This is a genomic window from Pseudoclavibacter endophyticus, assembly GCF_008831085.1.
GTDB classification, from domain to species: Bacteria; Actinomycetota; Actinomycetes; order Actinomycetales; family Microbacteriaceae; genus Pseudoclavibacter; species Pseudoclavibacter endophyticus.
Map to the genome: position 1 here is coordinate 533,946 of NZ_WBJY01000001.1, position 25,622 is coordinate 559,567.

Consider the following 25,622-nt stretch of genomic DNA (forward strand, 5'->3'; position numbering starts at 1 on the left):
GGCGACAGGAACCCCCGTTGCGCCGCTGGCCGAGCCCGAATTCCAGGTGCGCGACGTGACGCTGGCCGAGGCCGGGCGCCACCAGATCCGCCTCGCCGAGCACGAGATGCCGGGGCTCATGGCCCTGCGCGACCGTTACGCGGGCCAGCGCCCGCTCGAGGGCGCCCGCATCGCCGGGTCGCTGCACATGACCGTGCAGACGGCCGTGCTGATCGAGACGCTCGTCGACCTGGGTGCGCGCGTGCGATGGGCGAGCTGCAACATCTTCTCGACGCAGGACGAGGCGGCCGCCGCGGTCGCGGTCGGGCCGAACGGCACGCCGGATGCGCCGGGCGGCGTTCCCGTCTTCGCGTGGAAGGGCGAGACGCTCGAGGAGTACTGGGCCTGCACCGACCGCATCTTCGACTGGAGCGATGAGGGGTTCGACGGCCCGAACCTGATCCTCGACGACGGCGGCGACGCCACCATGCTCGTGCACCTCGGCGCGCAGTTCGAGGCAGCCGGCGCCGTGCCGGGGCCGGAGACGGCCGACTCCGACGAGCAGCGTGTCGTGCTGGAAACGCTCCGAGCATCCATTGCCCGCGCGCCGCGGCGCTTCACGACCATCGCGGAGCTCGTGCGCGGCGTGACGGAAGAGACCACCACCGGTGTGCACCGTCTGTACGAGCTCGCGGAGCGCGGGGAGCTGCGCTTCGCCGCGATCAACGTGAACGACTCGGTCACGAAGTCGAAGTTCGACAACCGCTATGGCATCCGGCACTCGCTGCCAGACGGCATCAACCGTGCCACCGACGTGCTCATCGGCGGCAAGGTTTGCTTCGTCGTGGGCTACGGCGACGTCGGAAAGGGGGCCGCCGAGGCGCTACGCGGCCAGGGCGCCCGCGTGATCGTAAGCGAGATCGATCCCATCAACGCGCTGCAGGCGGTCATGGACGGGTTCCAGGTCGGACGGGTCGACGACCACCTCGACGAGGTCGACATCTGGGTGACGACGACGGGTAACCGCGACGTGATCACGGCCGAGCACATGCTCGGCATGAAGCACCTCGCGATCGTCGGCAACGTGGGGCACTTCGACAACGAGATCGCCATGGCCGACCTGGCGGCGACGCCGGGCGTCGAGCGCGTCGAGATCAAGCCGCAGGTGCACGAGTGGCGCCTGCCGTCGGGTCGGAGCATCCTCGTGCTGAGCGAGGGGCGCCTGCTCAACCTCGGCAACGCCACGGGCCATCCCTCGTTCGTGATGAGTGCATCGTTCACCAACCAGGTGCTCGCGCAGCTCGAGCTGTGGACCAACATCGACGAGTACCCGATCGGCGTGTACACGCTCCCGAAGCAGCTCGACGAGGAGGTCGCCAGGCTGCACCTCGACGCGCTGGGCGTGAAACTCACAACGCTCACCCCGGAGCAGGCCTCGTACATCGGCGTGCCGGTCGATGGCCCCTACAAGGTGGGGCACTACCGGTACTGAGGCCGCGGAGCCGGCACGGGGCCGCGGCCGGGGCGCTCGCCTGAGCCGGGCAGGAGCAGGGGCAGGGGCAGGGTCCGTGTCGGGCCAGGGCCGGGGTCTGTGCCGAGGTTGGGGCCCGTGCCAAGGCCGGGTCCGGGCCGAGGCGAATGGCGAACAGAGTGCGGCTCGTGACTTGGGGCGGAGTTTCGCGCGGCGTGTCGCGCGTTTGATGCACTCAGAATGCCAGGGGCGCGGCCCAGGCGGCAGGCCGGCGCGGGCCCAGGCGGGTCCAGACGGGCCCAGGCGGCCCGGGTGGGCGGTCCCGGCTCAGTCGACCGCGAAGAACGCCAGCTGCACGGCGTTCGGCAGACGCACGCCGGTACCGATGAATAGCGTCGTGTTCACCCACGCGAACGGGCCGTCGACGGCCGACGTGATGCGCGGCGTGAACCGGAAGTAGATGCGAGCCGGATCGACCCGCTCGCCCGACACGAGCTTCGCGAGGTCCTCCTTGCTGCCCGTGCGCAGCGCCCGGTTGTCGACGAACAGGCGCGTGCCGTCGTCGGCCTCCATGACGTACATCGCCGTCAGGTAAGCGGTCTCGTCGGTGGGGTACTGCTGGTAGTCGGCGCCCGCGTCGAGAACGCGCCCCGACCATCCGTTCCCCGTCACGACGCCGCCGCGAATCGGGATGACCCTGCGGCGGCCGTCGATCGTCTCGCCGAGATCGATGGCCTCGCCGACGGCGACCTCGGCCGTCGCGAAGTGGGTGAGCGTCGGTGGGGGCGGCGTCGTCGTCATGCCCCCAACCTACTCGCCGCCCCGACGCGGCCGACGCTCGGCGTTATCCGCGCTGGGGGAAGCCGTGGGGAAGCTGCTCGAGAATCGGCTCGACGCGGGCGAGCCGCGCCCGGCGCAGCTCGATCGCCGCCCACTCGCGGTCGCGGCGCACGGCGGCGACCGCGCGCAGGAACGTGTCGGCGTCGACATCGGGGATGGGATGCACGGAGTCTTTGATCTCGCGGGCGATCGTTCCGGCCGCGTGCAGCCGTGCCCCCGGCTCGAGGCGAGGCGCCTGGATGAGGTAGTCGCGCATTCGCCTCGCCGAGCGATCCGGCATGCGCGCGACGTCGGCGATCGTCGCCCACCGCTCGAGACCGGGCGGCAGCGGGCCGAGGTTGGGGGACAGGCGCGGCGCGGCCTCGTTCTGCGCGTAGGTGCCGGCGATGATGTCGCCGAGCCGCTTGGAGCGCGCGTTGACGAGGCCGGTGATCATGGCGATGCCGCCAGAGGTCGACCAGAACTCGAAGAAACCGACGAGCGCGCGGATGAGGGCGTGTCGGAAGCCGGCCGCCCCGCCGTCGTCGCGCACGATGCGCAGCCGCATGATGTACCGGCCGACCGATTTGCCGCGCGTGATCGTCTCGATGAGGCACGGCACGAAGACGAGCACGGCGATTTGCGTGGCGAGGACGATCGCAATGAGGGCCGCGTTCTCGATGCGGGCGCCGTTGTCGACCGCGTTGGCGATCGCCCACAGCACGACCCAGAGCACGGCGATCGCGATGACGATGGTCACGACAGCGTCGATGAGACTCGAGACCGCGCGGAGCAGGAATCCAGCGGGGCGGACATCGAGCGCGACGCCCTCGCCGACCACCACCTGCTCGTCGCTCACGTCGAGCGCCGTGCCGGCGACCCCGCCGGCGCGCGGTGCACCGTTCCGGCCGATGCCGTCTGCCGTCATGCCATCCGATTGGATGACAGACGCCCCCGCCTGAGTCATGCCACCATTGAAACAGATGGATCTCGATGCTTTCACGACCGCGAAGCGCGGTGAATGGGACCGCCTGCGCGACCTCGCGCGGCGTGGTGGGCTGTCCGGCGCAGAAGCGGACGAGCTGATCGCGCGGTACCAGTCGGGCGCGACCGATCTCAGTGCGCTGCGCACGATGTACGGCGAGACGCCCGAGGCTGACTACCTGTCTGTGGGGCTCAGCCGGGCACGGCTGCGGTTCACGGGGGCCGCGGCCAACATCGTCGACGTGCTCGTGCGGTACTTCACGCTGCAACTGCCGGCGGCCCTGTACCGGGTGCGGTGGTGGACGCTGGCGGCAGCCGTCTTCACGATCCTGGCGGGGATGCTCACGGCGGTCTGGGTGCTCTCGAACCCGACCGTGCTCGCGTACCTGGGCAGCGAGTCCCAGCTCGACCAGTACGTGAACGAAGACTTCGTCAACTACTACTCCGAATACTCCGAGACGGCGTTCGCCGCGAGGGTGTTCACCAACAACGCCTGGATCGCCGCCCAGTGCATCGCGTTCGGCATCACGGGGCTGTGGGTGCCGTACGTCCTGCTGCAGAACGCGATCGGCCTCGGCCAATCGGCGGCGATCTTCACGTCGTACGACCAGCTCGACGTGTTCTTCCTCTGGATCGCGCCGCACGGCCTGCTCGAGCTCACAATGGTGTTCGTGGCCGCGGGAGCCGGGTTCAAATTGTTCTGGACCTGGGTCGTTCCGGGTGCACGTACGCGCGGCCGGGCGATCGCGGAGGAGGGTCGTCGCCTCTTCGTCGTGGCGATCGGTACCACGATCTTCCTCTTCATCTCGGGCGTCATCGAAGGGTTCGTGACGCGCCAGGACTGGCCGTGGGCGATCAAGATCGGCATCGGCGCGCTCGCGCTCGGCCTGTACCTCGTGTACGCCCTTTGGCTCGGGGGCCGGGCCGCGAAGGCGGGGGAGACCGGCGACCTCGTGCGATTCGAGGCGGGCGCGACGACGGTCACGGCCGACTGATCGCTGGCCGGCCCATCGCGGTCGTCAGCCTCGACTCGCCGCGGCGCCATCGATCGTGGGAGGCGTGCTGCGAAGATCGCTGGAAGGACGAGGCGCCAGACTCGGCGCCCACGTTCATACAGGTGCAGGAACTGCTCGACGATTGGATCCCGATGCATTGGATGCATCGCCCTCACGACGGACTGCGGCACTCTCTCAGACCAAGACGCAAGCCAGCAAGATTGGTGCGCTCCGGCTGCAGCCCCGGATCGAAAAGGTCGGGTCCAGGCTAGGACGGTCTTTCGTTGGCGAGCGTGAAGCGCACTTCGGGCTCGTTTCCTTCGCCGAACACGCTTGTGGGGAAGCGGTGACGCGGTGTGCTCATCGTGGAACGCCTCCTCTCGTTGGGCACTTCTGGTCGATGAGCGATGCTGGGTGTCCCGCCGGGAGTATGTGTTTCACAACGTCACCGTGGTCGTGAAGGGGAGGTCGGTGCTCGAGGTTCCGATTCGGAGGGTGTAATCGCCCGACTCGTAACTCCAGCCGGAATTCCAGTGCGCGACAGCGCGGGCCGGGACTCTCACCTGGGTTGTCCGAGTCTCGCCGGGGTCTGCCCGGAGCGTCGCGAAGCCTACGAGCCAACGCGCTGGTCGCTCGACGACGGAATCGGGTTTCTCTGCGTAGATTTGGATGACGTTCTTGCCGGCCCTGTGCCCGGCGTTTGTGGTGGTAACCGTGACTGTCCAGCCGTCCCCGGCGGGATCGGGTTGTACTTGGGGACTCGCGGTCAGCCACTCGGTGTAGCTGAGGCCGTGTCCGAACGGGTACGCCGGCACCGCATCCGACTTGAGCCAGGCCCGATAGCCGATGTGGATGTCCTCCTCGTATCGGAGAACGCCATCCTGGGGTTCGACGTTAATGACCGGTACATCGGATTGGCGGGCAGGCCATGTGGTCGGAAGTCGTCCGCCGGGTTCCGCTACACCGGCGAGTACGTCTGCGACGGCGTTGCCGTACTCCTGACCCCCGAAGTATGTCAGGAGCACCGCACCGACGTCCTCGCGCCATGGCATCTCGACAGGCGCGCCGGCGTTCACGATAACGACGGTGTTCGCGTTTGCTCGACGAACCGCGTCAACGAGCGCGTCCTGGTTGCCTGGGAGGGCGAGGGATGTGCGGTCGTAGCCTTCGGACTCGACGGCCGCGTTCGTGCCGACCACCACCACTGCGATATCGGCCTCGGCCGCAGCACGCGCTGCTTCGGCGATGAGTTCCTCCGGATCGGTCTGCACGGGCTGGACGCCGACCGTGATACTCATCGAGCCGCTGAGCCTGCTGGGTTCGAACTCGACACGAATGCTCACACTCACCCCACCCTGGAGTGCGACCGGCGCGGTCGCGGACGGAGGAGAAAGCAGCGCAGCGCCGAGGTCATCTCCAATGGGAAGCGAGGTCTCTTCCAAGATCAGAACTTCGTTCACGTATATGCGGCCGCGACCGACGGACGCGAAACCGAGCAGCACAGTGTCAGTTTCTTCGGGTGTGTACAGCGTGGTGAACTCGAGGCGGGCGGCAGTGCTAAGTGGTGCCGTGTCATCGCCGAAGTAGAACAGGGAGCTGGCTTGACGGTCTTCGGTGTAGAGCTCGTTGCCCTGCCAGTCCAGGAACCGCACCCGAGCGCCTTCGGCACCGGTGACGGGGTTGCGCATCGACGACAGCCGTAGAGGGGCGACTCCTTCCTGAACGATCGCACCAAGACTGTAGGTCACGTCGGCATCCGGGAACGCGTCCCGGATCCCCTCCAGTGGCGAGACGACATACTCGGGGACGACGGTGGCGCTCCCGCCTCCCTGCGTGCGGGCGTCCTGCGCGTTATGGCCGATGACGGCGATCTTATGCGTCTTGGAAACGTCGATCGGTAGGAGGTCTGTGTTGCGCAGCAGTACTGACCCTTCTACCGCGGCTTCGCGGGCGAAGGCTTCGGCGGCGCCGGTCGGCGGGGGCGGCGGGGGTACGTGGTCGAAACCGTCCAGAGCGCCTACGCGCGCCGCGAGGAGAAGTATCCGCAAGACTTTGCGGTCAACGTCCTCCTCGGACACCTCGCCGGCTCGCACAGCATCTATCAGGGCTTGGCCCCACGGACCACCGGGTCCGGGCATCGTCAAGTCCTGTGCGTACCGTGCGCTGTCCAGCGAGCGAACGGCCCCCCAATCGCTGACAACGACACCGTCGAACCCCCATTCGGAGTTCAGTGGAGTCTCGAGCAACACGTTCTCGGTTGCGCGAGCACCGTTGACGGAGTTGTACGCACTCATGACCACCCAGGCGCGCGCCTCGGTGATGCTCTTCTCGAACGCGAGCAGATACAGCTCACGCAAAGTGCGTTCACTCACCACAACGTCAACAGTGAACCGATCGGTCTCGGAATCATTCGCGACATAGTGCTTCGGTGTCGCCCCCACACCGTTGCGTTGCACACCCCTGACGAACGCGGCCGCGAGCTCAGACGTGAGCAAAGGGTCCTCGCTGAATGATTCGAAGTGTCGTCCTCCTAGCGGGGAGCGGTGCAAGTTGATGGTCGGACCGAGCACCACGTCGACGCCCTTGCGCCGGGCCTCCACGGCGCAGGCCTCTCCGTAGCGCTCCGCCACGGTGAGGTCCCAAGAGGAGGAGAGTGCCGTCGCCGACGGCAGATTGAGTGACGGGGAGCGCTCATCCCATAGCTCGCCCCGCACTCCACTGGGCCCGTCCGATACGACGATCGCCCGCAAGCCGATCCGCTCGATCGGCCACGTTGTCCAGAAGTTTCGGCCAGTAAGCAGCAGCGCCTTCTCCTCCAGAGTGAGTTTCCCGAGGAGGTCGCGCAGCCGCCGATCCTCCAGGGCCACGGCGCTCACGCCGCCTTGTTCACTGGTCACGTTGCCTCCTCATTGATAGCGAACCGACTGCAGTTCACTTCTAACCTACCGTGTACTCGGTTAGTTGGGTATGGTGAGCCGTGGCCAGCTGAGGCCCATCCTTAAGGACGAGGGAAGCGAAACAATGACGTTCACAGCCCAAAGAAAAAGAATCTCATCGCTGGCGGGGGTGGCTGTCGCGGCCATCCTGATGGCCGGATGCACCCCGGTTGTTTCTGACGACGGCGGGGGTTCCGCCAGCGCGACCCCGACCGCAGGGGGCACGCTCGAGGTCGCCCAGGCCGGGGACTTCCAGCCGGGCCAAGTCCTGGCGACGCGAAACGGCAACTTCGCGTGGGTTCGCAGCGTGTTCGAACCGCTCACCGAGTTCGACGTCGACAACGAACCTCAGCCCGTGCTCGCTACGGAATGGTCCTTCCCCGAAGACGGCATGTCGGCCACATTCACGCTCCGTGACGACGTCACTTTCCACAGCGGGCGCCAGATGACGGCGGAGGACGTCAAGTGGACGTTCGAGAAGACGAAGGACCCCGCCTCGGCTTCTCAGGTTGGTTTCATCGCGGCGAAGTTCTCGGACATCGAGGTGACGAGCCCTACCAGTCTGACGGTGACTTTCTCGGAGAAGATGGCGCCGGCCTCCATCTTTGACTTCCTGGAGCAGACCTACATCGTCGATTCCGAAACGTTCGACGGTCTCGCCGACGGCTCGCAGATCATCGGGACCGGCCCTTATGCCGTGTCGGATTACAGCGCCGGCGTCTCGCTCACGGTCGAGCGAAACGATGACTGGTGGGGTGAGGGCCAGTACCTCGACTCTATGGTCTTCAACCGCGTAGGAGACAGCACTGCACAGCTGTCCGCGTTGCGAAGTGGCCGGAGCCAGATCGGCTATGGACTCTCGTTGGTCGACGCACAGGGCTTCGCTAGTGACCCGCAGTTCGAGGTACTCGACGGTGGCGGCATCATCTACGTGCTCGGGGTCGATGTCAACCAGGCCCCCTTCGACGATGTGCGGGTGCGACAGGCGATTCAGTACGGAATCGACCGCGACCGCATCAACGAACAGGTGTTCGCTGGCGAAGCGACGGTGACCAACCTCTTCTGGGCTCCCGGAGCTGAAGGGACGACAGAGGAGCAAGCGAACCACTACGCCTATGACCCAGACAAGGCACGTGAGCTGATCGAAGAGGCGGGGGCGACAGGTGCCTCGGTGCCGATCACAGTGGTCTCGCTGCCTGCGACGCAGAGCGAGTATGAGATCATCGCCAACAACTTGTCGGAGATCGGGCTCGTGCCCTCGGCGGTCCCGGTGGACGAAACCACCTTCAACTCGCTGCAGAACCAGGGAGACCTGGGACCGGCGTTCCTGCTGTTGCACGGTCAAGTCGGATTCGGGGAGACGACGATGCTCAACTCGCTGCCGTCGTTGCGGGCCGACAACCCCTCGCACTTCGACTCGCCCGAATATCAGGAGCTTCGCGGTGACTTCCTCACGGCTGACACCGACCAGAGTGGTCAGGCGCTTTCTGCCTTGACCGATTACCTCCTCGAGCAGGCCTTCGCAGTGCCGATCGTGCAGGCTCCGGGAAAGTTCGTTGTGTCTGACTCCGTGCAGGGCCTGCAGATATCCAAGCGCGGCGCGATGCTCTTCGCGGACGCCTCGCTGACGAAGTAGGAGAAGACGTTGCTCCGGTTCCTCCTGAAGAAACTCCCCGCCGTCTTGATCGTTATCGCGGCGACGTCGATCATTGCGTTCCTGCTCCCTCGGCTCGCGCCCGGGGACCCCGCCACCGCGCTGGCGGGAGCGGACGCAACACCCGAACAGATCGAGGCGATACGACAAGCGACGGGCTTGGACCAGCCCCTCGTGGTTCAGTACTTCGACTGGATCGGGGGAGTCTTCAGGGGGGACCTGGGGCAGTCCTACCTGTTCAACACATCGGTAGGCGAACTCATCCTCTCTCGCCTGGAAAGCACCCTGGAGCTGGCGGCGCTGGCCGCGATCATCATGATCGCGATCGGACTTCTGCTCGGAACGCTCAGCGGATCACCGCGCTCTCGCGTCTCGCGCAGCATCCTCGACGTCATCAACACGGTGATGCTCGCCACCCCGCCGTTTCTCACCGGGCTCCTGCTCATCCTGGTCTTCGGCATCTACTGGAGACTCCTCCCGGTGAGCGGCGAGGTGGGGCTCATCGAGGACCCGAACGCGGGCATCCAGTACCTGATCCTCCCCGCGATCGCCCTCGCACTGCCTCAGGCAGCTGTCGTTGCCCGGCTATTACAGACCTCAATGCTCAACGTCCGCGGCGAGGACTTCGTCGATCTCGCCCGAGCAAAGGGCGCCTCGCCTCGGCGGATCACGTACCGCCACGTCCTCCGCAACAGCCTCGGAGCAACGGTCGTGGTCATCGGTCTGCGCATCGGCGAACTCCTCGGCGGGGCGATCGTGATCGAAGCGATCTTCGCGCGTAACGGGCTCGGCCAGCTCGCGGTCGCGAGCGTCCAGGACCGCGACTACTTCGTCGTTCAAGCCCTCATCCTCGGAGCGGTGGTAATTGCGGTGGCCATCCAGCTCTTCACCGAGATCATTCTTGCCGCTCTCGATCCTCGCATCCGACTGGAGGCATGACCGTGGCCACAACGACAACCCTGATTCTCGAACCCAAGCGGCGCCGCGGGAACCCGACACTGACGAGATATCTCGCTGCTTTCCGGTCACCGCGAGGCATCATCGCGGTCGCCCTTATCCTGATTCTTGGGGGAGTGGCGTTCCTCGCACCCGTTCTCTTCCCCGGCGGCTACGACGAGCAAACCCGCGATTCCCTGCTTCCCCCGTCGGGCCAGCATCTCTTCGGAACTGATGAGCTGGGTCGCGACATCTTCGTACGGTCCGTGTACAGCTTGCGCACCGATTTCACCCTCATCTTCGTAGCGGTACCTATCAGCCTGATCGTGGGAACTGCCCTGGGGCTGCTGGGCGCACTGTCGCGGATCGCCGGCACGATCGTGCAGCGGATTCTCGACATCATCCTCGGCTTTCCCGGCCTGGTCCTCGGAATCTGCATCGTCTTGGTCGTCGGGCCCGGTTGGACCGCCCTGGTGATCGCCATTGCCATCGCAGGTCTTCCCGCCTTCGGCCGACTGGCGCGCGCTGGAATGATCGAGCAAAGCGAACGTGAATATGTCACCGCAGCACGCACGCTGGGGGTGAGACGCGGAACGATCTTGCTTCGTCACATCCTCCCGAACGCGATCGACCCGATCCTGGTGCAGGGAGCCGTATTCGTAGTGGGAGCAATCTTCATCGAGGCGGCTTTGTCGATCGTTGGTCTGGGCATCCAACCGCCGGAGCCTTCATTGGGTGCGCTGCTGAACGTCGGTATCCGCTATATCAACCAGGCTCCGAACTACGTGCTCGGCCCGACGGTCCTTCTTCTCCTCCTCGCCCTCGCGTTCAGCCTGTTGGCGGATGCGCTGAACGAAACGGCGACCCGCAAATGAGTGACTCTCCTCTTCTCGCCGTCTCCGGCCTATCGGTCGATTTCGACACACCGGACGGTCCGCTACGCGCTGTCGACGATCTTTCCTTCGAGGTGTTCCCCGGTCAGGTCGTGGGCATCGTGGGCGAGTCCGGTTCGGGGAAGTCGGTCACCTCCCGCGCGATCATGCGGATGGTTCGCTCGCCCGGTCGCATCACTGAGGGAAGAATCCAGTACGACGGCAGGGATCTGACGTCTCTCTCGGAGTCGGAGATGCGGCAGATTCGCGGGCGCGATATCGCGATGATCTTCCAGGATCCACAGGCGACGCTCAACCCGGTGATGCGCATCGGTGACCAGATCGAGGAAGCCGTTCGGATCCACGGGGGAAGCCAGACTTCAGCTCGCGATCGCGCGATCGAGCTGCTCACCCAGGTTGGAATCACCGACCCTACGGAGGCCGCAGAGAAGTACCCGCACGAGTTCTCGGGAGGTATGCGGCAACGCGTCGTCATCGCCATCGCACTCGCCAACCGCCCTTCCTTGCTGATCGCCGACGAGCCCACAACGGCTCTCGACGTCACAATCCAGGCGCAGATCCTCGATCTCCTCCGAGATCTTCGTCGCGACCTGGGAATCGCGATCGTCTTCATCACACATGACATGGGAGTGGTCGCCGAAATGTGTGACGAGGTCATCGTCATGCTCCGCGGAAAGGCCGTCGAACGCGGACCCGTCGAGCACGTGCTGCACAACCCGCAGCATCCCTACACGATCGGGCTCATGGACGCCGTGCCATCGATGGACGAACCGCTGCGTCCGACTCAGGCCACCGTCACTCCAGCGCTGAAGATCACGGATCTTCGCACCGATCTGGGAAAGCCCGGCGGACTCCTGCGGAAGCCGAAACCGTTCTTCGCGGTGGATGGTGTCTCGCTTCAGCTCTCCCCAGGTGAGACGCTCGGACTCGTCGGTGAGTCGGGCTGCGGTAAGTCCACGCTGTCGCGCACCATCGTCGGCATTGCGCCGGTCTCGTCGGGATCGATCGAAGTGGCGGGGCGCGACGTGACGGCGATGAGAGCGGACGATCGCGCGCACGTGGCTGCGTCGATTCAGTACGTATTTCAAGACCCGTTCGCGTCGTTGAACCCGCGGCGTACCATCGGCCAATCGTTGGAGGAAGCGCTCCAGGTTGCGGGCGTACCGAAGTCGCAGTGGCGTTCCGAGTCGGTCCGGCTTCTTGAGCGAGTCGGGTTGCTGGAGACGCACCTGGACCGGTACCCGTACGCGTTCTCAGGAGGCCAGCGCCAGCGAGTCGGAATCGCTCGCGCCCTGGCATCGAACCCGCAACTCCTCATCCTCGACGAGCCCGTCTCTGCTCTTGACGTCTCCATCCAAGCCCAGATCCTCGACCTTCTGGTGAAGCTTCAGGAGGAACTCGGAGTCGGGTACCTCTTCATCTCTCATGATCTGTCCGTCGTGCGAGGTATCAGCCACCGAGTGGCGGTCATGCTCAAGGGAAAGATCGTCGAGCAAGGCACGACCGAGGAGATCTTCGACGCACCTCAGCACCCATACACCAAGAAGCTGCTGGCCTCGACGCCGTCTCTCGTAGGCGGTGAAGCCGCATGAAGGATCCGGAGGAGATCACCCCCGTTCAGGAGGAGGAGAACACGATGGAGGCCCCTCGAAAGCGATCGACCCGTCCGCGCGGTGACGCCCGTCGTCGCGAAATTCTCGATGTAACACTTCGCCTCTACGCCGAGCGCGGGTTCAGCTCTGTCAGTCTCGCCGACATTGCCGCGGAGGTTGGGATCACTCAAGCTGGGCTGCTCCATCATTTCCCCACCAAAGCCGCGCTGCTCTTGGCCGCCCTTCAAGAGCGCGACGACCGCAACGCTGCCGAAGACAGAGAACGACGTGCGAGCGGGATGGACTTTCTGACCACATTCCTCGACCTCCTCGCAACAAACGAGAAGAAGCCTGCGCTCGTGCAGCTGTCCACTCTGCTCTCGGCAGAAAGCATCACTGCCGACCACCCGGGTCACGACTGGTTCACGGCGCGGTACGAGGAGATCGTCGCGGATACCACTCGCGAACTTGAAGCGCTACTCGACGAGACGAAGATGCCGGCGGGGATGACGGCCCGCACCGCAGCGCAATGGCTTGTGGGGCTCTCAGACGGGCTCCGCCTGCAGTGGCTCTACAATCCGGACGCCCTCAACCGGCATCAGGTCGTGCGCCAATTCGTGGAGCTGCTCCGGCCGTACATGCGCGGCTGACGGTCCCCGATCTCTGCCCCTCCTCGAAGCCCTGTTTTCCAGAAGGACTCAATGACTTCTCCCAACGTCCTCGTGATCCTCGCCGACGATCTCGGATATTCCGACATCGGATCCTTTGGTGGTGAGATCGACACCCCTCACCTCGACCGGCTCGCCGCTCGCGGGGTTCGCATGGAGTCCTTCTACGTGACGCCGCGCTGCAGCCCGTCACGGGCGGCGTTGCTGACCGGGCGTCAGCCACACTCCGTCGGCATCGGCATTCTTACCCGGGACGACAGCCCAACCGGTTACGCGGGCTCTCTCTCGACCGACGCGCCGACGATCGCGGAGGTACTTCGGGACAAGGGATACCTCACCGCCCTCGCGGGCAAGTGGCACTTGTCGTCCGACACCACCACCCCTAACCCCACATGGCCTACCCAACGCGGATTCGAGAGATTCCACGGAATTCTGCCCGGCTGCAGCAGTTATTACCAACCCGAACTCTATGAAGGCGACGAGCGGCTCCCTCCCTCGTCGGTGGCCGGTGACTTCTACTTCACCGATGACATCACCGCCACAGCCGTCGCCACTGTCCGCACCGCCGCAGAACAGCGCCGTCCCTTCTTCCTTTACGTGGCGTACACAGCCCCGCACTGGCCACTGCATGCCCCCGAAACAGTCATTGCAAAGTATCGCGAACGGTACCGCCAAGGCTGGGACGAACTGCGCGCTGAGCGACGCGAACGACAGCGACAACTCGGGCTGTCTGCTGCTACGACGATCTCCGCAGTTGACGGGGAAGTCCCCGCATGGGTGGATGCGCCGGACACAGCCTGGGAGGTGGAACGGATGGCTGTCTACGCCGCCCAGGTGGAAATCATGGATCGGGGTATCGGGCGAGTACTGGATGAGCTCGAGCGGCAGGGTGGCCTCGACAACACCCTCGTGGTGTTCTCCTCCGACAACGGCGCCTGTGCCGAGGACCTTCGGGAAGAGATGGGGGCGTTCTTCGGTGCCGACATCTGCCCGCCCTTCACTCGCTCCGGGGATCCGGTCCGTATCGGCAACAACCCTCACACCGTGCCCGGACCGGAGGACACATACCTCAGCTACGGGCGTTCATGGGCGCACTTGTCTAACACTCCATTCCGGCTGTACAAGCGGTGGGTTCACGAAGGGGGAATCTCGTCCCCCCTGATCGCTTCCTGGCCCGCTGGTGGAGTGTCCTCGGGTGAAGTGGTCAAGACACCCGCACACCTCATCGACATCTTCCCGACAGTGATGCAAGCCACCGGAGCCGATAACGCTTCGATAGGGCGCAGCCTCTTGGACTCCTGGCGATCCGGGAACCCCGCCGCAGACTCCGAGGAACGCGAATTGTGCTGGGAGCACATCGGTAATGCAGCGATCCGCCGCGGTCGGTGGAAGCTCGTGCGAGAAGCTTCGCAGCCTTGGGAGCTCTACGACATTGACGTCGACCGCGGCGAGACGACCGACCTCATCGACGATCACCCGCAGCTTGCCGACGACCTGGAGCAGGCATGGCAACGGTGGGCGGAAGCCAACAGCGTCCTCCCGTGGGAACAAGTCCTGGCCGACTACGCAGCACGTGGCTTGCCGTCATCCGCGACACAAGGCTGATTTCGCCGTCGTCCCCGCACTCACCCCTCTGACCCAATGCGTCATCCCTGAGGACCCCAACGCCCCCGGTAGCTTCGGAGCTCCAGGAGCATCTGAAATATCGCTGCTCGACTGGGCGCCCAAGCGTCGCTTCGTACAACTCTCCGCAGAAGTCGGGCCGCGTCACCGAGCCCTGACCCGCGGGGCCCGACTACAGCTTCCCGGCGCGCTTGTACTCGAGGTAGCGATCGGCGACGGCCGGAGGCAGGTCGGCTGGCCGAGCCTCGATCACGTCGGCGCCGAACCGCCGCATCGCCTGGTGGAGGCGGGCGCGGTCGAGCATGACCCGTTCGGCGGATGCGGCACGGTAGACGGCCTCGCGGTCGCTGCGGTCGCGCGTCGCCTGCCACACCTCGGGATCGACGACCGAGGCCACGAGCACGACGTGCTTGCGGGTGAGCTGCGGCAGCACGTCGAGCAGCGAGGTCGCTGAGCCGGCCGCGTCTGGCGTGGTCACGATGAGCACGAGCGAGCGGTGCGTCGTCACGCCGCGCACGAGCCCCGGTGCGAGCGTCCAGTCGGTCTCGATCAGCTCGGGCTCCACGTCGGCGAGGGTCTCGACGATCCGGTTGGTGAGGGTCGGGCCGGATGCTCCCTGGACTCGCCCGCGCACGCGGCGGTCGAAGGCGAGCAGGTCGACGCGGTCGCCCGCCCGCGTTGCGAGCGCGGCCAGCAGCAGCGACGACTCGATCGCCGTGTCGAGCCGCACCTCGTCGTCGACGCGGGCGGCCGAGAGGCGGCCCGCGTCGACCAGGATCACGACGCGGCGGTCGCGCTCGGGCCGCCACGTGCGCACGACGAGGTCCTGGCGCCTCGCGGTCGCGCGCCAATCGATCGAGCGCACGTCGTCGCCGCGCACGTACTCGCGCAGCGAGTCGAACTCAGTGCCGTGACCGCGCACCATCAGCTGCGTCTGGCCGTCGAGCTCGCGCAGCTTCGCGAGCCGAGACGGCAGGTGCTTGCGCGAGTTGAACGGCGGCAGCACGAGCAAACGTCCCGGCGCGGCGAGCGTCGCCTGCCTCGCCCACAGCCCCATCGGCCCCCACGAGCGGATGGTCACGTGGTGCGCCCGCCGCTCGCCGCGTCGCGTCGGCGAGAGCGTCGAGCGGAGCGCGCGCCGTTCGGACGGGGGGATGCTGATGCGCTCACGCATGCGGGGCGCCCCGGCCGACGGATCCCACGCATCCCGGACGGTCGCGCGGAGCGTGCGCGTGCCGGCGTTCGTGACGGCGAGGACCGAGGTCGCCTGCTCGCCGAGCCGCACCTGCCGGGGAACGTCCCGTTCGATGCGGACACGCCGGGGCGACGCGGCGAGCACCGTGTCGATCACACCCATCAGGAGCGCGAGCGCGAGCCAGCCGCCGAGGATCCACAGCGCCGCGCTCGACGTCGTCCCGAAGAGGACGAGCGGCACGAGCCCGGCCGCGAGCAGGGCGACGAAGCGACCGCTCACCGGCACGACGACCACCGACCGGCGGGCCGCGCCGCGGCGGCGCGAGCAGTTGTGGTCGCCCGGGCGCGGGCGGGCGGACGGACGGTCGTGCGCACTAGATCGGCACCTGCACCTGTTGCATGACGGAACGCAGAATCGCGTCGGCCGCGACGCCCTCGAGCTCGGCCTCCGGGCGCAGCTGGATGCGGTGTCGCAGCACCGGCAGCGCCACGTGCTGCACGTGATCAGGCGTGACCGCCTCGAAGCCGGTCAGATACGCCCACGCCTTGCTCGCGCCGAGCAGGGCGGTCGCGCCACGGGGTGAGACGCCCATCTTCACCGAGGGGGACATGCGCGTGGCCCTAGCGAGATCGACGATGTACGCGAGGACCTCGGGCTTCACTGATACGCGCGCCGACTCCGCCTGCGCGCGCAGCAGGCCGGTTGCGCCCATGACCGGGCGCACGTCGGCTCCACCGAGGTCGCGCGGGTTGAAGCCGCTCGCGTGCCGCCGCAGCACCTCGATCTCGGCCTCGCGCGGCGGCAGGTCGAGCACGAGCTTCATGAGGAACCGGTCGAGCTGCGCTTCCGGGAGCATGTAGGTGCCCTCGTACTCGATGGGGTTCATCGTCGCCGCAACCATGAACGGGTCTGGCAGCGGGCGCGTGACACCGTCGGCCGACACCTGCCGCTCCTCCATCGCTTCCAGCAGCGACGACTGCGTCTTTGGCGGCGTCCGGTTGATCTCGTCGGCGAGCATGATGTTGGTGAACACCGGACCCTCGCGGAACTCGAACTCGCCGGCCTTGGTGTCGTACACGAGCGAGCCGGTCACGTCGCCCGGCATGAGGTCCGGCGTGAACTGCACGCGTTTCGTATCGAGTTCGAGCGCGCGGCTCAAGGTGCGTACGAGCAGGGTCTTGGCGACGCCCGGCACGCCCTCGAGCAGCACGTGCCCGCGGGCGAGCAGGCCGATGAGCATGCCATCGACGGCATCGGTCTGGCCGACGATGGCCTTCCCGACCTCGGCCCGGACTGCGTAGAGCTGCTGGCGGATCTCGTCGGTCATGCGTCTCCCTCGTGCGGTTGGCGTGGTTGCGGCGGCGGCGGGGTCGCGCCGCGGGATGCGGTGGTCGGGACGGCGAGCGCGTCGAGACAGGCTCGTTCGAGCCGCAGCAGGTGGTCGCTGAGCTCCACGAGCTCGCCGTCGTTCGCGGGCACCGCTTCGATGAGGATCGAGAAGACCTCGTCGCGCGGGCGGCGCACGGTCTGCGCCACGGCCACGGCGACCTCGTGCGCGGGGAGCGTGGCGGGAAGCGCGAGCGACCTTGCGAGGCGGCCGATCGTGCCGATGCGCAGATTGTCGAGGGCCCGCAGTCGCGAGCCCGTTCTGCCGTACAGGCGGGCCCTGCCGTCCATCGTCTCACTCGCCGGCACGACCACGGGGAGGCGTTCGGCGACGAGCGGCCCGTACCGTCGCCCGCGCCACACCATGGTGGCGATGCCGGTTGCGAGCAGGAGCACCATCGCGGGCGTGAGCCACGCCGGTACGAGGCTGCTGAGCGGGGGCAGTGTGCCGTCGGTCGCCAGGTCGCCGCTGCCCGGTTCGTACCAGATCAGCTGGTCAGTGTCGCCCATGATCCCGATGCCCATGGCTGCGTTGCCGTCGTAGGCGGCCCACTCGTTCGTGAGATTGGCGGTCGCGCCGAGCGCCACGATCTCGGTGGTGCCGCTCGCGTCGATCGCGACGAGTGCACGGTCGTCGTTCAGATAGCAGCTCGAGAGCCCTGGCGACTCGGGCACCGAGTACGCGGACCCGCCGAGCTGGGTGATTTCGGGGGCGTTCGTCGCGATGGGGTCGTCGCACGCGGCTCCGGCCCCGACCGTCTGCGTGCCGTCGCCGGCGAGGTTTCCGCCGGGCATGATCGAGGTGCCGAGCGCCTCAAGCATGGGAGGGCCGGGCGTGATGAGCACGAGCTTCGCCGCGCCGAGGCCGAGCAGCTCCGCCAGTTGCTCCTGCGTCAAGGTCACCGCGCGCTGCCGCAACACGATCGTGGTGTTCGCCGCGCCGGCCGACTCGGTCGCCGAGGCAACGTCATCGAGCGAGGACGCGAGCTCTACGTCGACGCCGTGCGATCCCATGACCTCGACGACCGCCTTGGCGCCGTTGGGTCGGGGGCTCGACGGGTCGAGCGGCGCGTCGCTGCCGCTGTTGGCCATGCCCTGCAGCAGCGCCGTCACGCCCGTCACCAGCACGGCGATGACGCCGATCATGATCCATAGGCGCCCCGACCGCAGCCGCTGCCCAAGGGTCGGTGTGAGCGAGTCGGCGACCTCGCGCTCCTCGGCGGCGGTACGCGCGCGCGCCGTGGTCGACCTGGCTGTCTCGGCGGGCGGGGCGGGGGCGACGCCGCTCACGCGTGCATCCGATCGAGGTCGCCGATCGCGGCCGGCCGAGCGGTGGCGAGGCGGGTGTCGAGCTCGCGGGTGCGGTGCCAGGCGGCCTCGGTGCCGGCGCGGTCGAGGTATCGAACATCGTCGAAATCGCGTGCTGCGCTCGCAAGGGCGTCGGCTTCGTCCGGGAACGGAACGGCCGCCCGGCGGGCCACGTCGTGAGCCGTCGAGCCGGGGCGGACCGCGATAAGTGTGCGGTCGCCCAGCTCGCGCGCGAGGGCCCGGTACCGCTCCGTCACGGCGAGGGCCCAGTCGCCGCGCTCGGCGGCGGCCTCCGACGCCGCGCGGAGCTCGGCGGCCGAGCGCGCGTCGTCGTCGAGGAACACATGGCGGTCGCTCGTCGCCGCGCTGCGGCGCGCGAGGACCGGGCGCCCGACCAGGATGGCCAGCACGATGCCGAGCACCACGACCACGAGCGCCACGAGGATGCCGGTCGGGTCGATCGGTGCTCCCGGGACGTTGCCGAAGAGCGAGTTGACCCACTCCCAGAAAGCCGCGATCGCGCGGTCCCACAGCGACGGCTGTGCCGAGAGGTACTCCTGTTTCGCGAGCTCCTGCCTGAGCCACTCGCTCGCCTCGTCCGCCTCGGGATCGAGCGGAACCTGCGCGGCGAGGACGAGGGGATTCATCGGGTCGTGTCTGGGTCGTCAGGCGCCGGCCGGGTGGACGCGTCGGGCTCGGCCGCGGGGGGTGCCGGCTGGGAGTGCGGCGATGGCGTGGGTGCAGGATCGGAGGGTGCGTATCCGGCGGGTGCGGGGCCGGAGGGCGCGTATCCGGAGGGCGCGTATCCGGAGGGCGCGTATCCGGAGGGCGCGTATCCGGAGGGCTCGTACCCGGTGGGCGGGTATCCGGCGGGTGCGGGGCCGGCGGGTGCGTATCCGGCGGGTGCGGGGCCGGCGGGTGCGTATCCGGACGGCGCGTAGCCGGAGGGCGCGTATCCGGCGGGGCTGTAGCCGGGCGCGTAGCCGGCGGGCGCGTAGCCGGGCGCGTAACCGCCCGGCGCCGGGTAGGCGGCCTGCGCGGTCGCCGGCTGGGGTGGAGCGAGCTCCTGCTCCAGCTCGACGGGCGGCGTCAGGTACGGGTCGTCCACGCTCAGGCCCGCCGCGGCATCCTCGCGCGCCCGCTGCAGGTGCACATTCAGCCCTTCCTTCCGCATGCGCACGTCGACGTAGAGGATCACGGCGTTTCCGGCCGAGAGGACGAGCGTCAGGGCGGAGACCACGAGCTGCAGCGCCAGGGCGACGAGGGCGACCACGATCACGACGGCGAGGATCATCCACTCCTGCCCCTCGCCGACGGCGCCGAGCGGCGCGAGCACGGCCGTGATGAGGCTCAGCAGCACCTGCAGCACCCCGGAGACGGCGCCCGCCGCGAAGCCCGCGACGACCTGTACCAGCAGGGTGATGCCGAGGACGCGCCAGAAATGCCGGCGCGTGAGCTTCCAGCTTCGCACGATCGCCTGGATCGGGCCGCGCCGCTCGAGGACGATCGCGGCCGGCGCGAAGAGGAGCTTCGTGGTGAGCGCCAGGGAGCCGGCGAACACGAGCGCGTAGCACAGCAGCGCGAGGAGCACCGAGAACACGATGCCGATGTCTTCGAACCCGGCGATCATGGCGGGAGCGGCGACGACCACCGCCATGAGCCCGAGGACCACGATCGTGCCGCCGGTGATGATGGCCGTGAACCCGAGCAATGGCCATAGGCGGCGGAACGCGACGCGCCACGAGCCCCCGAACGTGATCTTCTCGCCGAGTGCCGCCCGCGCGACGACGTGCGCGAGGATGCCCTGCAGCAGGGCGGAGCCGAGCAGGGAGAGGATCACCGAGGCGAATGCGGTGAGGAACGTCACCGTGATGGCCGTCGTCTCGAGCGCCGGCCGATCCTCTGCGCTCGCCGACGCGGCGCGCTCGAACATGGCGTAGGCGACGAGCCCCGTCGCGACGCCCGTGACGATGGAGATCAGGCTGAGGATGATCATGGAGCTGCCGACCGTGACGCCGGGGCTCGTGCGCAGCAGGCGGAAGGTTGCGGCGAAGATGTCGCCGAACTGGAGCGGGCGAAGCGGGAATAGGCCCGGCTTCAGCGGCGCCGACCACGCGTGCCGGGATGCTGTGCCGGCGCCCGCCGGAGTTCCCTCGCCGCCGTCGGGTCGGGCCCCGCCGCCGATGCCCGGAGCCCCGGCGGGGGCCTGCTCGCGAGGGTGGTCGAGCCACGAAGCGGCACCGCCGGTTCCGTGATGCATGCCCGGGTAAGTCACCCGTCCATCGTGTCACAGGGGACCCGCCCGCCGCCGGGGAGCTGAGCTCGGTGTGAGGAATTTCATCCCTCCGTCGCAGTGGTGCTCACTGGGGTCGCCGCGCCACGGTTACCCTGGGACCTGGTGTCGGCCCTGAAGGTGTCGGGGGAGTTATACGGAGGAACGATGGCTGAGTGCATTCTCGTGGTCGACGACGACACGGCGCTGTCCGAGATGATCGGAATCGTCCTGCAGTCGGAAGGGTACGACCTCGAGTTCTGCGGCGACGGCGCCGAGGCGCTCGACGTGTTCCGGCGCACCCGTCCCGATCTCGTGCTGCTCGACGTCATGCTCCCCGGCCTCGACGGCATCCAGATCTGCCACCTCATCCGGGCCGAGTCGGGAACGCCCATCATCATGCTCACCGCCAAGTCCGACACGACTGACGTCGTGAGCGGCCTCGAGGCAGGGGCCGACGACTACATGGTCAAGCCCTTCAACCCCAAGGAGCTCGTCGCGCGCATCAAGACGCGCCTGCGTACGACGACGAGCGAGTCGACCGACCTCATCCGCGTCTGCGATATCTCTATGAACGTTGCCGCCCACGAGGTGACGCGCGGCGACGAGATCATCAACCTCACGCCGCTCGAGTTCGACCTGCTGCACACCCTCGCGTCGAAGCCGCAGAAGGTCTTCTCACGCGAGGAGCTGCTCGAGCAGGTATGGGGCTACCAGTACAAGGCCGACACGAGGCTCGTGAACGTTCACGTACAGCGCCTCAGGGCCAAGATCGAGCACGACCCCGACAATCCGAAGATCGTCACCACGGTGCGCGGCGTCGGGTATCGCGCGGGCTCGTCGCACACGACGGGCTGACGTGACCGACGGCCCGAACAGGGGTGCCGTTCCGAGCGGCGCATCCGCCATGGCAGGAACGGCCGGCGCGAGCGGCATACGCGGGGTCGACGACCCGAACGGCGGTCGGTCGGGCGGCGGCTCCCCGTCAGGCGCCGACGACCTCGACGACCGCTCGCTGCACGACCCGCACGATGACAGTTTCGAGCCCGGTGGCACCAACACCCACGTGGCGGCGTCCGACCGCCCGCGCCCGCCGCGCGCGCCGGGCGCCGTCGCCGCGGCGCCGGGCGACGAGCGCTCGGACCCCGACGCCGAACGGCCCTACGAGGCGCAGGCGTCGTGGACGAGGGTGAACGGCTTTCTCGCGAATCTCGTGTTCTTCTGGCGCACCTCGCTGCCGTTCCGCACCATCACGATCTCGGTCGCGCTGACGAGCGCGACGGTGCTCGCCGTCGGTCTCATCATGTCGAACTCGATCGCCAACGACCTCTTCACCTCGCGGCTCAACGAGGTTCTCGCGGAAAGCGACCGGGCGGCCACGCAGGCGCAGGCGACGTTCGCATCGGGCGTCGAGACCGACGCCGTCGCGCTCGAGACGTTGCGGGCGCAGGCGCTCGAGGCGGGAGCGACCGCCGCGCCGAACGCCGACGGCTACCTGCTCTTCCAGGTGAACCCGACCGACCCGAGCAGCCTGCTGCAGGACGTGGCCTCCGTCGGGATCGACCCGTCGATCGTCTCGGACGATCTGCGCTCGCAGGTGCAGTCGCAGCAGGGCACGCAGTTCTACCAGTCCGTGTCGATTGCGGACGCGACCGGCGAGCCGGTGCCGGCTCTCGTAGTCGGCTCGCTCGTGACCGTGAACTCGCCCGGCGACTACGAGCTCTACTACGTGTACTCGCTCGCCGAGGCTCAGCGCACGCTCGACTTCATCCAGCGCACCCTCTTCGTGTCGATGCTCGTGCTCGTGCTCCTCGTCGGGGCCATCACCGGCTTCGTCATGCGCGCCGTCGTGCAGCCGATCCGCCTCGCCGCACAGACGAGCCGCAAGCTCGCCGCCGGGCACCTGGAGGAGCGCATCCCCGAGTCGGGTGAAGACGACATCGCCACGCTCGCGCGCTCGTTCAATGACATGGCCGACAGCCTGCAAGAGCAGATCGAGCGCCTCGGCCACCTGTCGCAGGTGCAGCAGCGCTTCGTGTCGGACGTCAGCCACGAGCTGCGCACGCCGCTGACCACCATTCGGCTCGCCGGCCAGATGCTCTTCGACCGCCGCGACGAGTTCGATCCGCTCGCCACCCGCTCGGTCGAACTGCTGCACAATCAGATCCAGCGGTTCGAGCTCCTGCTCAGCGACCTGCTCGAGATCTCGCGCTTCGACGCCGGCGCCGTCGAACTGCTGCGCGAGCGCAACAGCCTCGCGACCCTCGCCGACGAGGTCATCGGGTCGATGACCCAGGTTGCGCTCGATCACGGCACTCCGCTCGTGCTCGTAGCGCCGGGCGGGCACGGCGAGAGCGAGTTCGACCGGCGCCGCATTGCGCGCGTCATTCGCAACCTCATTGGCAACGCCATCGAGCACGGCGAGGGCAAACCCATCGTCATCAGGGTCGACTCGAACGAGACCGCCGTCGCCCTCTCGGTCCGCGACTATGGCGTCGGCATGTCGCCGAAGCAGCTCGAGCGCGCCTTCGACCGCTTCTGGCGAGCCGATCCTTCGCGCAAACGGACCATGGGGGGCTCGGGCCTCGGCCTCGCGATCTCCATCGAGGACGCGCTGCTCCACGACGGCCGCCTCGACGTGTGGAGTGAGCTCGGCAAGGGGGCGAACTTCCGTCTCACCCTGCCGAGGCACGTCGGCGAAGAGATCGTCATGTCCCCCCTTCAGCTCGAGCCTTCCGACGCGGGCGCGACCGAGCCAACCCTCGAGGCGCAGCCGGTGTCGGCCGACGAGGCGTTCGCCTCGGAAGACGTCGACACGCAACCGCTCGCGCTGCCACTGCCCGAGAACCGCGAACTGACGACGGCATCGATCGATCTGTCGGCCATGAACGACGCCGACCTGCCGACCGTCAGCGGCGACGAACCGCCCCACGAGCATCCGGCGCCGTGGGCGGAGCACGGCGAGGTCGAGGTCGTGGTGGTCGAGAACCACGGTGACGCCGACGCCGACGCCGACGCCGACGCCGACGCCGACGCCGACGGTGGCGGTACGCGCGCGGGCGACGGCCCTCAGGGTGACGGCAGTGAAACCGGCGAGACTCGTGAGGTCGATGCGCCGGCGCGACGCCCCGAGCCAGGCGTCGCCGACACCGACCCGACGCGGGAGCAGGGAGGCGAGCGATGAATACCGGCAGGATGGCTCGCGCGCTGTGCGCGCTGCTCGCCGTCGCGGTGCTCGCGGCATGTGCCAGGATCCCCCTGAGTGGCACGGTCATGGAGGGGCAGGATATGCAGGCGCCCGACTCCCAGGGGGTGCAGTTCCTGCCCAATTCGCCGGTACCGGGCGCATCGCAGGCCGAGGTCGTGCAGGGATTCCTCGAGGCCGGCACCGGAACGCAGAGCAACTACGCGACCGCCCGCAGCTACCTCGTCGACGGGCTGTCGGGATCGTGGGACCCGACCGAACGCGTGCTGGTGCACGACGGGTCGTCGGTCATGTACACCCTCGTCGATGAGCTGACGGTGCGCGTTGACCTGAACGTGGTCGCGCAGGTCGACGCGAACGGCGTGTATACGAGCTACGGAACGCCGCAGCCGTATTCGCTCGAGTACGACGTGCAGCGCGTCGAGGGCGAGTGGCGAGTGAGCGCGGCCGAGCAGGGCCTCGTGCTCATGTCCGAGTGGTTCATGCAGGTGTTCGAGCCGTACACGGTGTACTTCTACGACTCGACGTTCCGGTACCTCGTGCCTGATGTGCGGTGGTTCCCCGGCTACACGACCGCGCCGACGCGAATCGTGCAGGCCATTCTCGACGGTCCCTCGTCGTGGCTCGCCGAAGGCTCCGTGCGCAGCGCGTTCCCGCCCGAGACGGTGCTACGGGGACCCGTGACCACCGAGGACGGCACGGCTCTCGCCGACTTCTCGGCCGCGATCTCGTCGGCCGCGAGCGACCTCTTCCCGCTCATGCTGCTTCAGGTCACCGAGAGCCTCAGCGGGGTCACCGGCATCGGCACGGTCATGATGAGCGCCAACGGCGCGACCATCGACGTCGATCCTCCCCCCGACGACGAGGTGCATTCGCACGCGCAGGTCAATGCGACGCCGCTCGTGTACCGCGACGGCGAGTTCGGGTTCCTCTCGGGCGAGACCATCACGCCGCCGGCCGAGTCGGAGCGCCTCGCCACGATGCTGCCGAATCTCGGCGCCACGCGCGGCACCGTCTCGGTCGACCAGGGCATCGGGGCCTTCCTCACGCCTCGTGGTGTGATGGCGATCCCGTTCCTGACCGGGCAGCCAGTGGCCATCGATGCCCGCGAGTCGGTCGCGATGCCGAGCATCGACCCGTTCGGCTTCGTCTGGACGGTCGCGTCGGACTCGCCCGATATCCACGTCTCCGACATCTCTCGCCAGTACGACGAGGCGCTCGACCTCGGGGAGTTCGGGCGCGACGGCATCAGCTCGCTGCAGGTGAGCCGCGACGGAGCGCGCGTCGTGGCGCTCGTGCGGGACGATGACCGCACCCGCCTCGTGGTGGCGGCCATCGAGCGCACGCCCGGTGGTGGCGAGCCGACCGGCATCGGCACCCCCGTGTCGATTCCGCTCGGCGAGGGGGGCCCGATCGAGGTGACCTGGGTCGACGAGACGTCGATCGCGATTCTCTCGTCGGACGGACAGGGATCGAGCGGGGTGCGCGTGCAGCAGATCGGCGGCGACGCCGAAGGGTACGGCGCGGTCGAGAACGGCGCGCAGATCGCGGGCAGCAACAGCCTCGCGGGCCTCCGCCTCGTCGACGCGGCCGGCAACCTCTTCGTGCCGCGCAATTCCCGGTGGATGGCACAGGGCACGCGCATCGACTTCCTCGTCACGCAGGCATAGGCCCGGCCGTAACGGCACCGTTCGTCGTCACAGCCC

General features: G+C 67.8%; 19 protein-coding genes. 11 read left to right on the forward strand and 8 right to left on the reverse strand.

The window, feature by feature from the left end:
- The first annotated feature begins 25 nt into the window (after positions 1-25).
- Positions 26-1,471, forward strand: a complete 1,446-nt coding sequence (ahcY, locus tag F8O04_RS02285; RefSeq protein WP_158029058.1) for an adenosylhomocysteinase — start codon at positions 26-28, stop codon at positions 1,469-1,471.
- Positions 1,472-1,777: 306 nt separating this feature from the next.
- On the opposite strand, the gene F8O04_RS02290 is transcribed toward ahcY, so the two are convergent.
- On the reverse strand, positions 1,778-2,251 hold the full coding sequence (locus tag F8O04_RS02290; RefSeq protein WP_158027724.1) for a DUF3237 family protein: 474 nt from the start codon (positions 2,249-2,251) through the stop codon (positions 1,778-1,780).
- 43 nt (positions 2,252-2,294) lie between these two features.
- Entirely contained in the window at positions 2,295-3,236 is a 942-nt protein-coding gene (locus tag F8O04_RS02295; protein WP_158027725.1) for an RDD family protein, read from the reverse strand.
- A 16-nt stretch (positions 3,237-3,252) separates the two neighbouring features.
- Between F8O04_RS02295 and F8O04_RS02300 the strand changes: the two genes are divergently transcribed.
- On the forward strand, positions 3,253-4,248 hold the full coding sequence (locus tag F8O04_RS02300; RefSeq protein WP_158027726.1) for a stage II sporulation protein M: 996 nt from the start codon (positions 3,253-3,255) through the stop codon (positions 4,246-4,248).
- Between the two features lie 437 nt (positions 4,249-4,685).
- Here F8O04_RS02300 and F8O04_RS02305 read toward each other — a convergent pair whose 3' ends face one another.
- Positions 4,686-7,145 carry a glycoside hydrolase family 3 C-terminal domain-containing protein gene (locus tag F8O04_RS02305; RefSeq protein WP_225734823.1) on the reverse strand — a complete coding sequence of 820 codons (2,460 nt, stop codon included), beginning with the start codon at positions 7,143-7,145 and terminating at the stop codon, positions 4,686-4,688.
- Between the two features lie 73 nt (positions 7,146-7,218).
- Between F8O04_RS02305 and F8O04_RS02310 the strand changes: the two genes are divergently transcribed.
- The 6 genes from F8O04_RS02310 to F8O04_RS02335 are packed head-to-tail and all read left to right on the forward strand — an operon-like array spanning position 7,219 to position 14,532.
- Positions 7,219-8,820, forward strand: a complete 1,602-nt coding sequence (locus tag F8O04_RS02310; protein ID WP_188726323.1) for an ABC transporter substrate-binding protein — start codon at positions 7,219-7,221, stop codon at positions 8,818-8,820.
- A gap of 9 nt (positions 8,821-8,829) precedes the next feature.
- Entirely contained in the window at positions 8,830-9,777 is a 948-nt protein-coding gene (locus F8O04_RS02315; RefSeq protein ID WP_158027728.1) for an ABC transporter permease, read from the forward strand.
- Complete coding sequence (locus F8O04_RS02320; RefSeq protein ID WP_158027729.1) at positions 9,774-10,649, forward strand: ABC transporter permease; 876 nt, start codon at positions 9,774-9,776, stop codon at positions 10,647-10,649. The genes F8O04_RS02315 and F8O04_RS02320 overlap by 4 nt, the downstream gene beginning before the upstream one ends.
- On the forward strand, positions 10,646-12,259 hold the full coding sequence (locus F8O04_RS02325; protein ID WP_158027730.1) for an ABC transporter ATP-binding protein: 1,614 nt from the start codon (positions 10,646-10,648) through the stop codon (positions 12,257-12,259). Before F8O04_RS02320 ends, F8O04_RS02325 begins: the two co-directional genes overlap by 4 nt.
- Entirely contained in the window at positions 12,256-12,909 is a 654-nt protein-coding gene (locus tag F8O04_RS02330) for a TetR/AcrR family transcriptional regulator (RefSeq protein WP_158027731.1), read from the forward strand. Before F8O04_RS02325 ends, F8O04_RS02330 begins: the two co-directional genes overlap by 4 nt.
- A gap of 51 nt (positions 12,910-12,960) precedes the next feature.
- Complete coding sequence (locus tag F8O04_RS02335; RefSeq protein WP_158027732.1) at positions 12,961-14,532, forward strand: arylsulfatase; 1,572 nt, start codon at positions 12,961-12,963, stop codon at positions 14,530-14,532.
- Positions 14,533-14,722: 190 nt separating this feature from the next.
- Here the strand turns inward: F8O04_RS02335 and F8O04_RS02340 are convergent, their stop codons facing one another.
- The 5 genes from F8O04_RS02340 to F8O04_RS02360 form a co-directional block, all read right to left on the reverse strand.
- Positions 14,723-16,030, reverse strand: a complete 1,308-nt coding sequence (locus tag F8O04_RS02340) for a DUF58 domain-containing protein (RefSeq protein WP_158027733.1) — start codon at positions 16,028-16,030, stop codon at positions 14,723-14,725.
- A gap of 88 nt (positions 16,031-16,118) precedes the next feature.
- Positions 16,119-17,072: an AAA family ATPase gene (locus tag F8O04_RS02345; protein ID WP_158027734.1), complete on the reverse strand. Its 954-nt coding sequence runs from the start codon at positions 17,070-17,072 to the stop codon at positions 16,119-16,121.
- Positions 17,069-18,421, reverse strand: coding sequence for a DUF4350 domain-containing protein (locus tag F8O04_RS02350; protein WP_158027735.1), 1,353 nt, complete (start codon positions 18,419-18,421; stop codon positions 17,069-17,071). Before F8O04_RS02350 ends, F8O04_RS02345 begins: the two co-directional genes overlap by 4 nt.
- Positions 18,418-19,086 (reverse strand): DUF4129 domain-containing protein, encoded by a 669-nt coding sequence (locus F8O04_RS02355; protein WP_158027736.1) that lies wholly within the window; start codon positions 19,084-19,086, stop codon positions 18,418-18,420. The genes F8O04_RS02350 and F8O04_RS02355 overlap by 4 nt, the downstream gene beginning before the upstream one ends.
- Positions 19,083-20,714: a hypothetical protein gene (locus tag F8O04_RS02360; protein WP_158027737.1), complete on the reverse strand. Its 1,632-nt coding sequence runs from the start codon at positions 20,712-20,714 to the stop codon at positions 19,083-19,085. Before F8O04_RS02360 ends, F8O04_RS02355 begins: the two co-directional genes overlap by 4 nt.
- 165 nt (positions 20,715-20,879) lie before the next feature.
- Here F8O04_RS02360 and mtrA point away from each other — a divergent pair, with 165 nt between their 5' ends.
- The 3 genes from mtrA to F8O04_RS02375 are packed head-to-tail and all read left to right on the forward strand — an operon-like array spanning position 20,880 to position 25,586.
- Positions 20,880-21,569, forward strand: a complete 690-nt coding sequence (gene mtrA / locus F8O04_RS02365; protein WP_158027738.1) for an MtrAB system response regulator MtrA — start codon at positions 20,880-20,882, stop codon at positions 21,567-21,569.
- A 1-nt stretch (position 21,570) separates the two neighbouring features.
- A complete protein-coding gene (gene mtrB / locus F8O04_RS02370; RefSeq protein ID WP_158027739.1) occupies positions 21,571-23,895 on the forward strand; it encodes an MtrAB system histidine kinase MtrB in 2,325 nt (774 codons plus the stop codon).
- Positions 23,892-25,586, forward strand: a complete 1,695-nt coding sequence (locus tag F8O04_RS02375) for an LpqB family beta-propeller domain-containing protein (protein ID WP_158027740.1) — start codon at positions 23,892-23,894, stop codon at positions 25,584-25,586. Before mtrB ends, F8O04_RS02375 begins: the two co-directional genes overlap by 4 nt.
- The last annotated feature ends 36 nt before the right edge of the window (positions 25,587-25,622 follow it).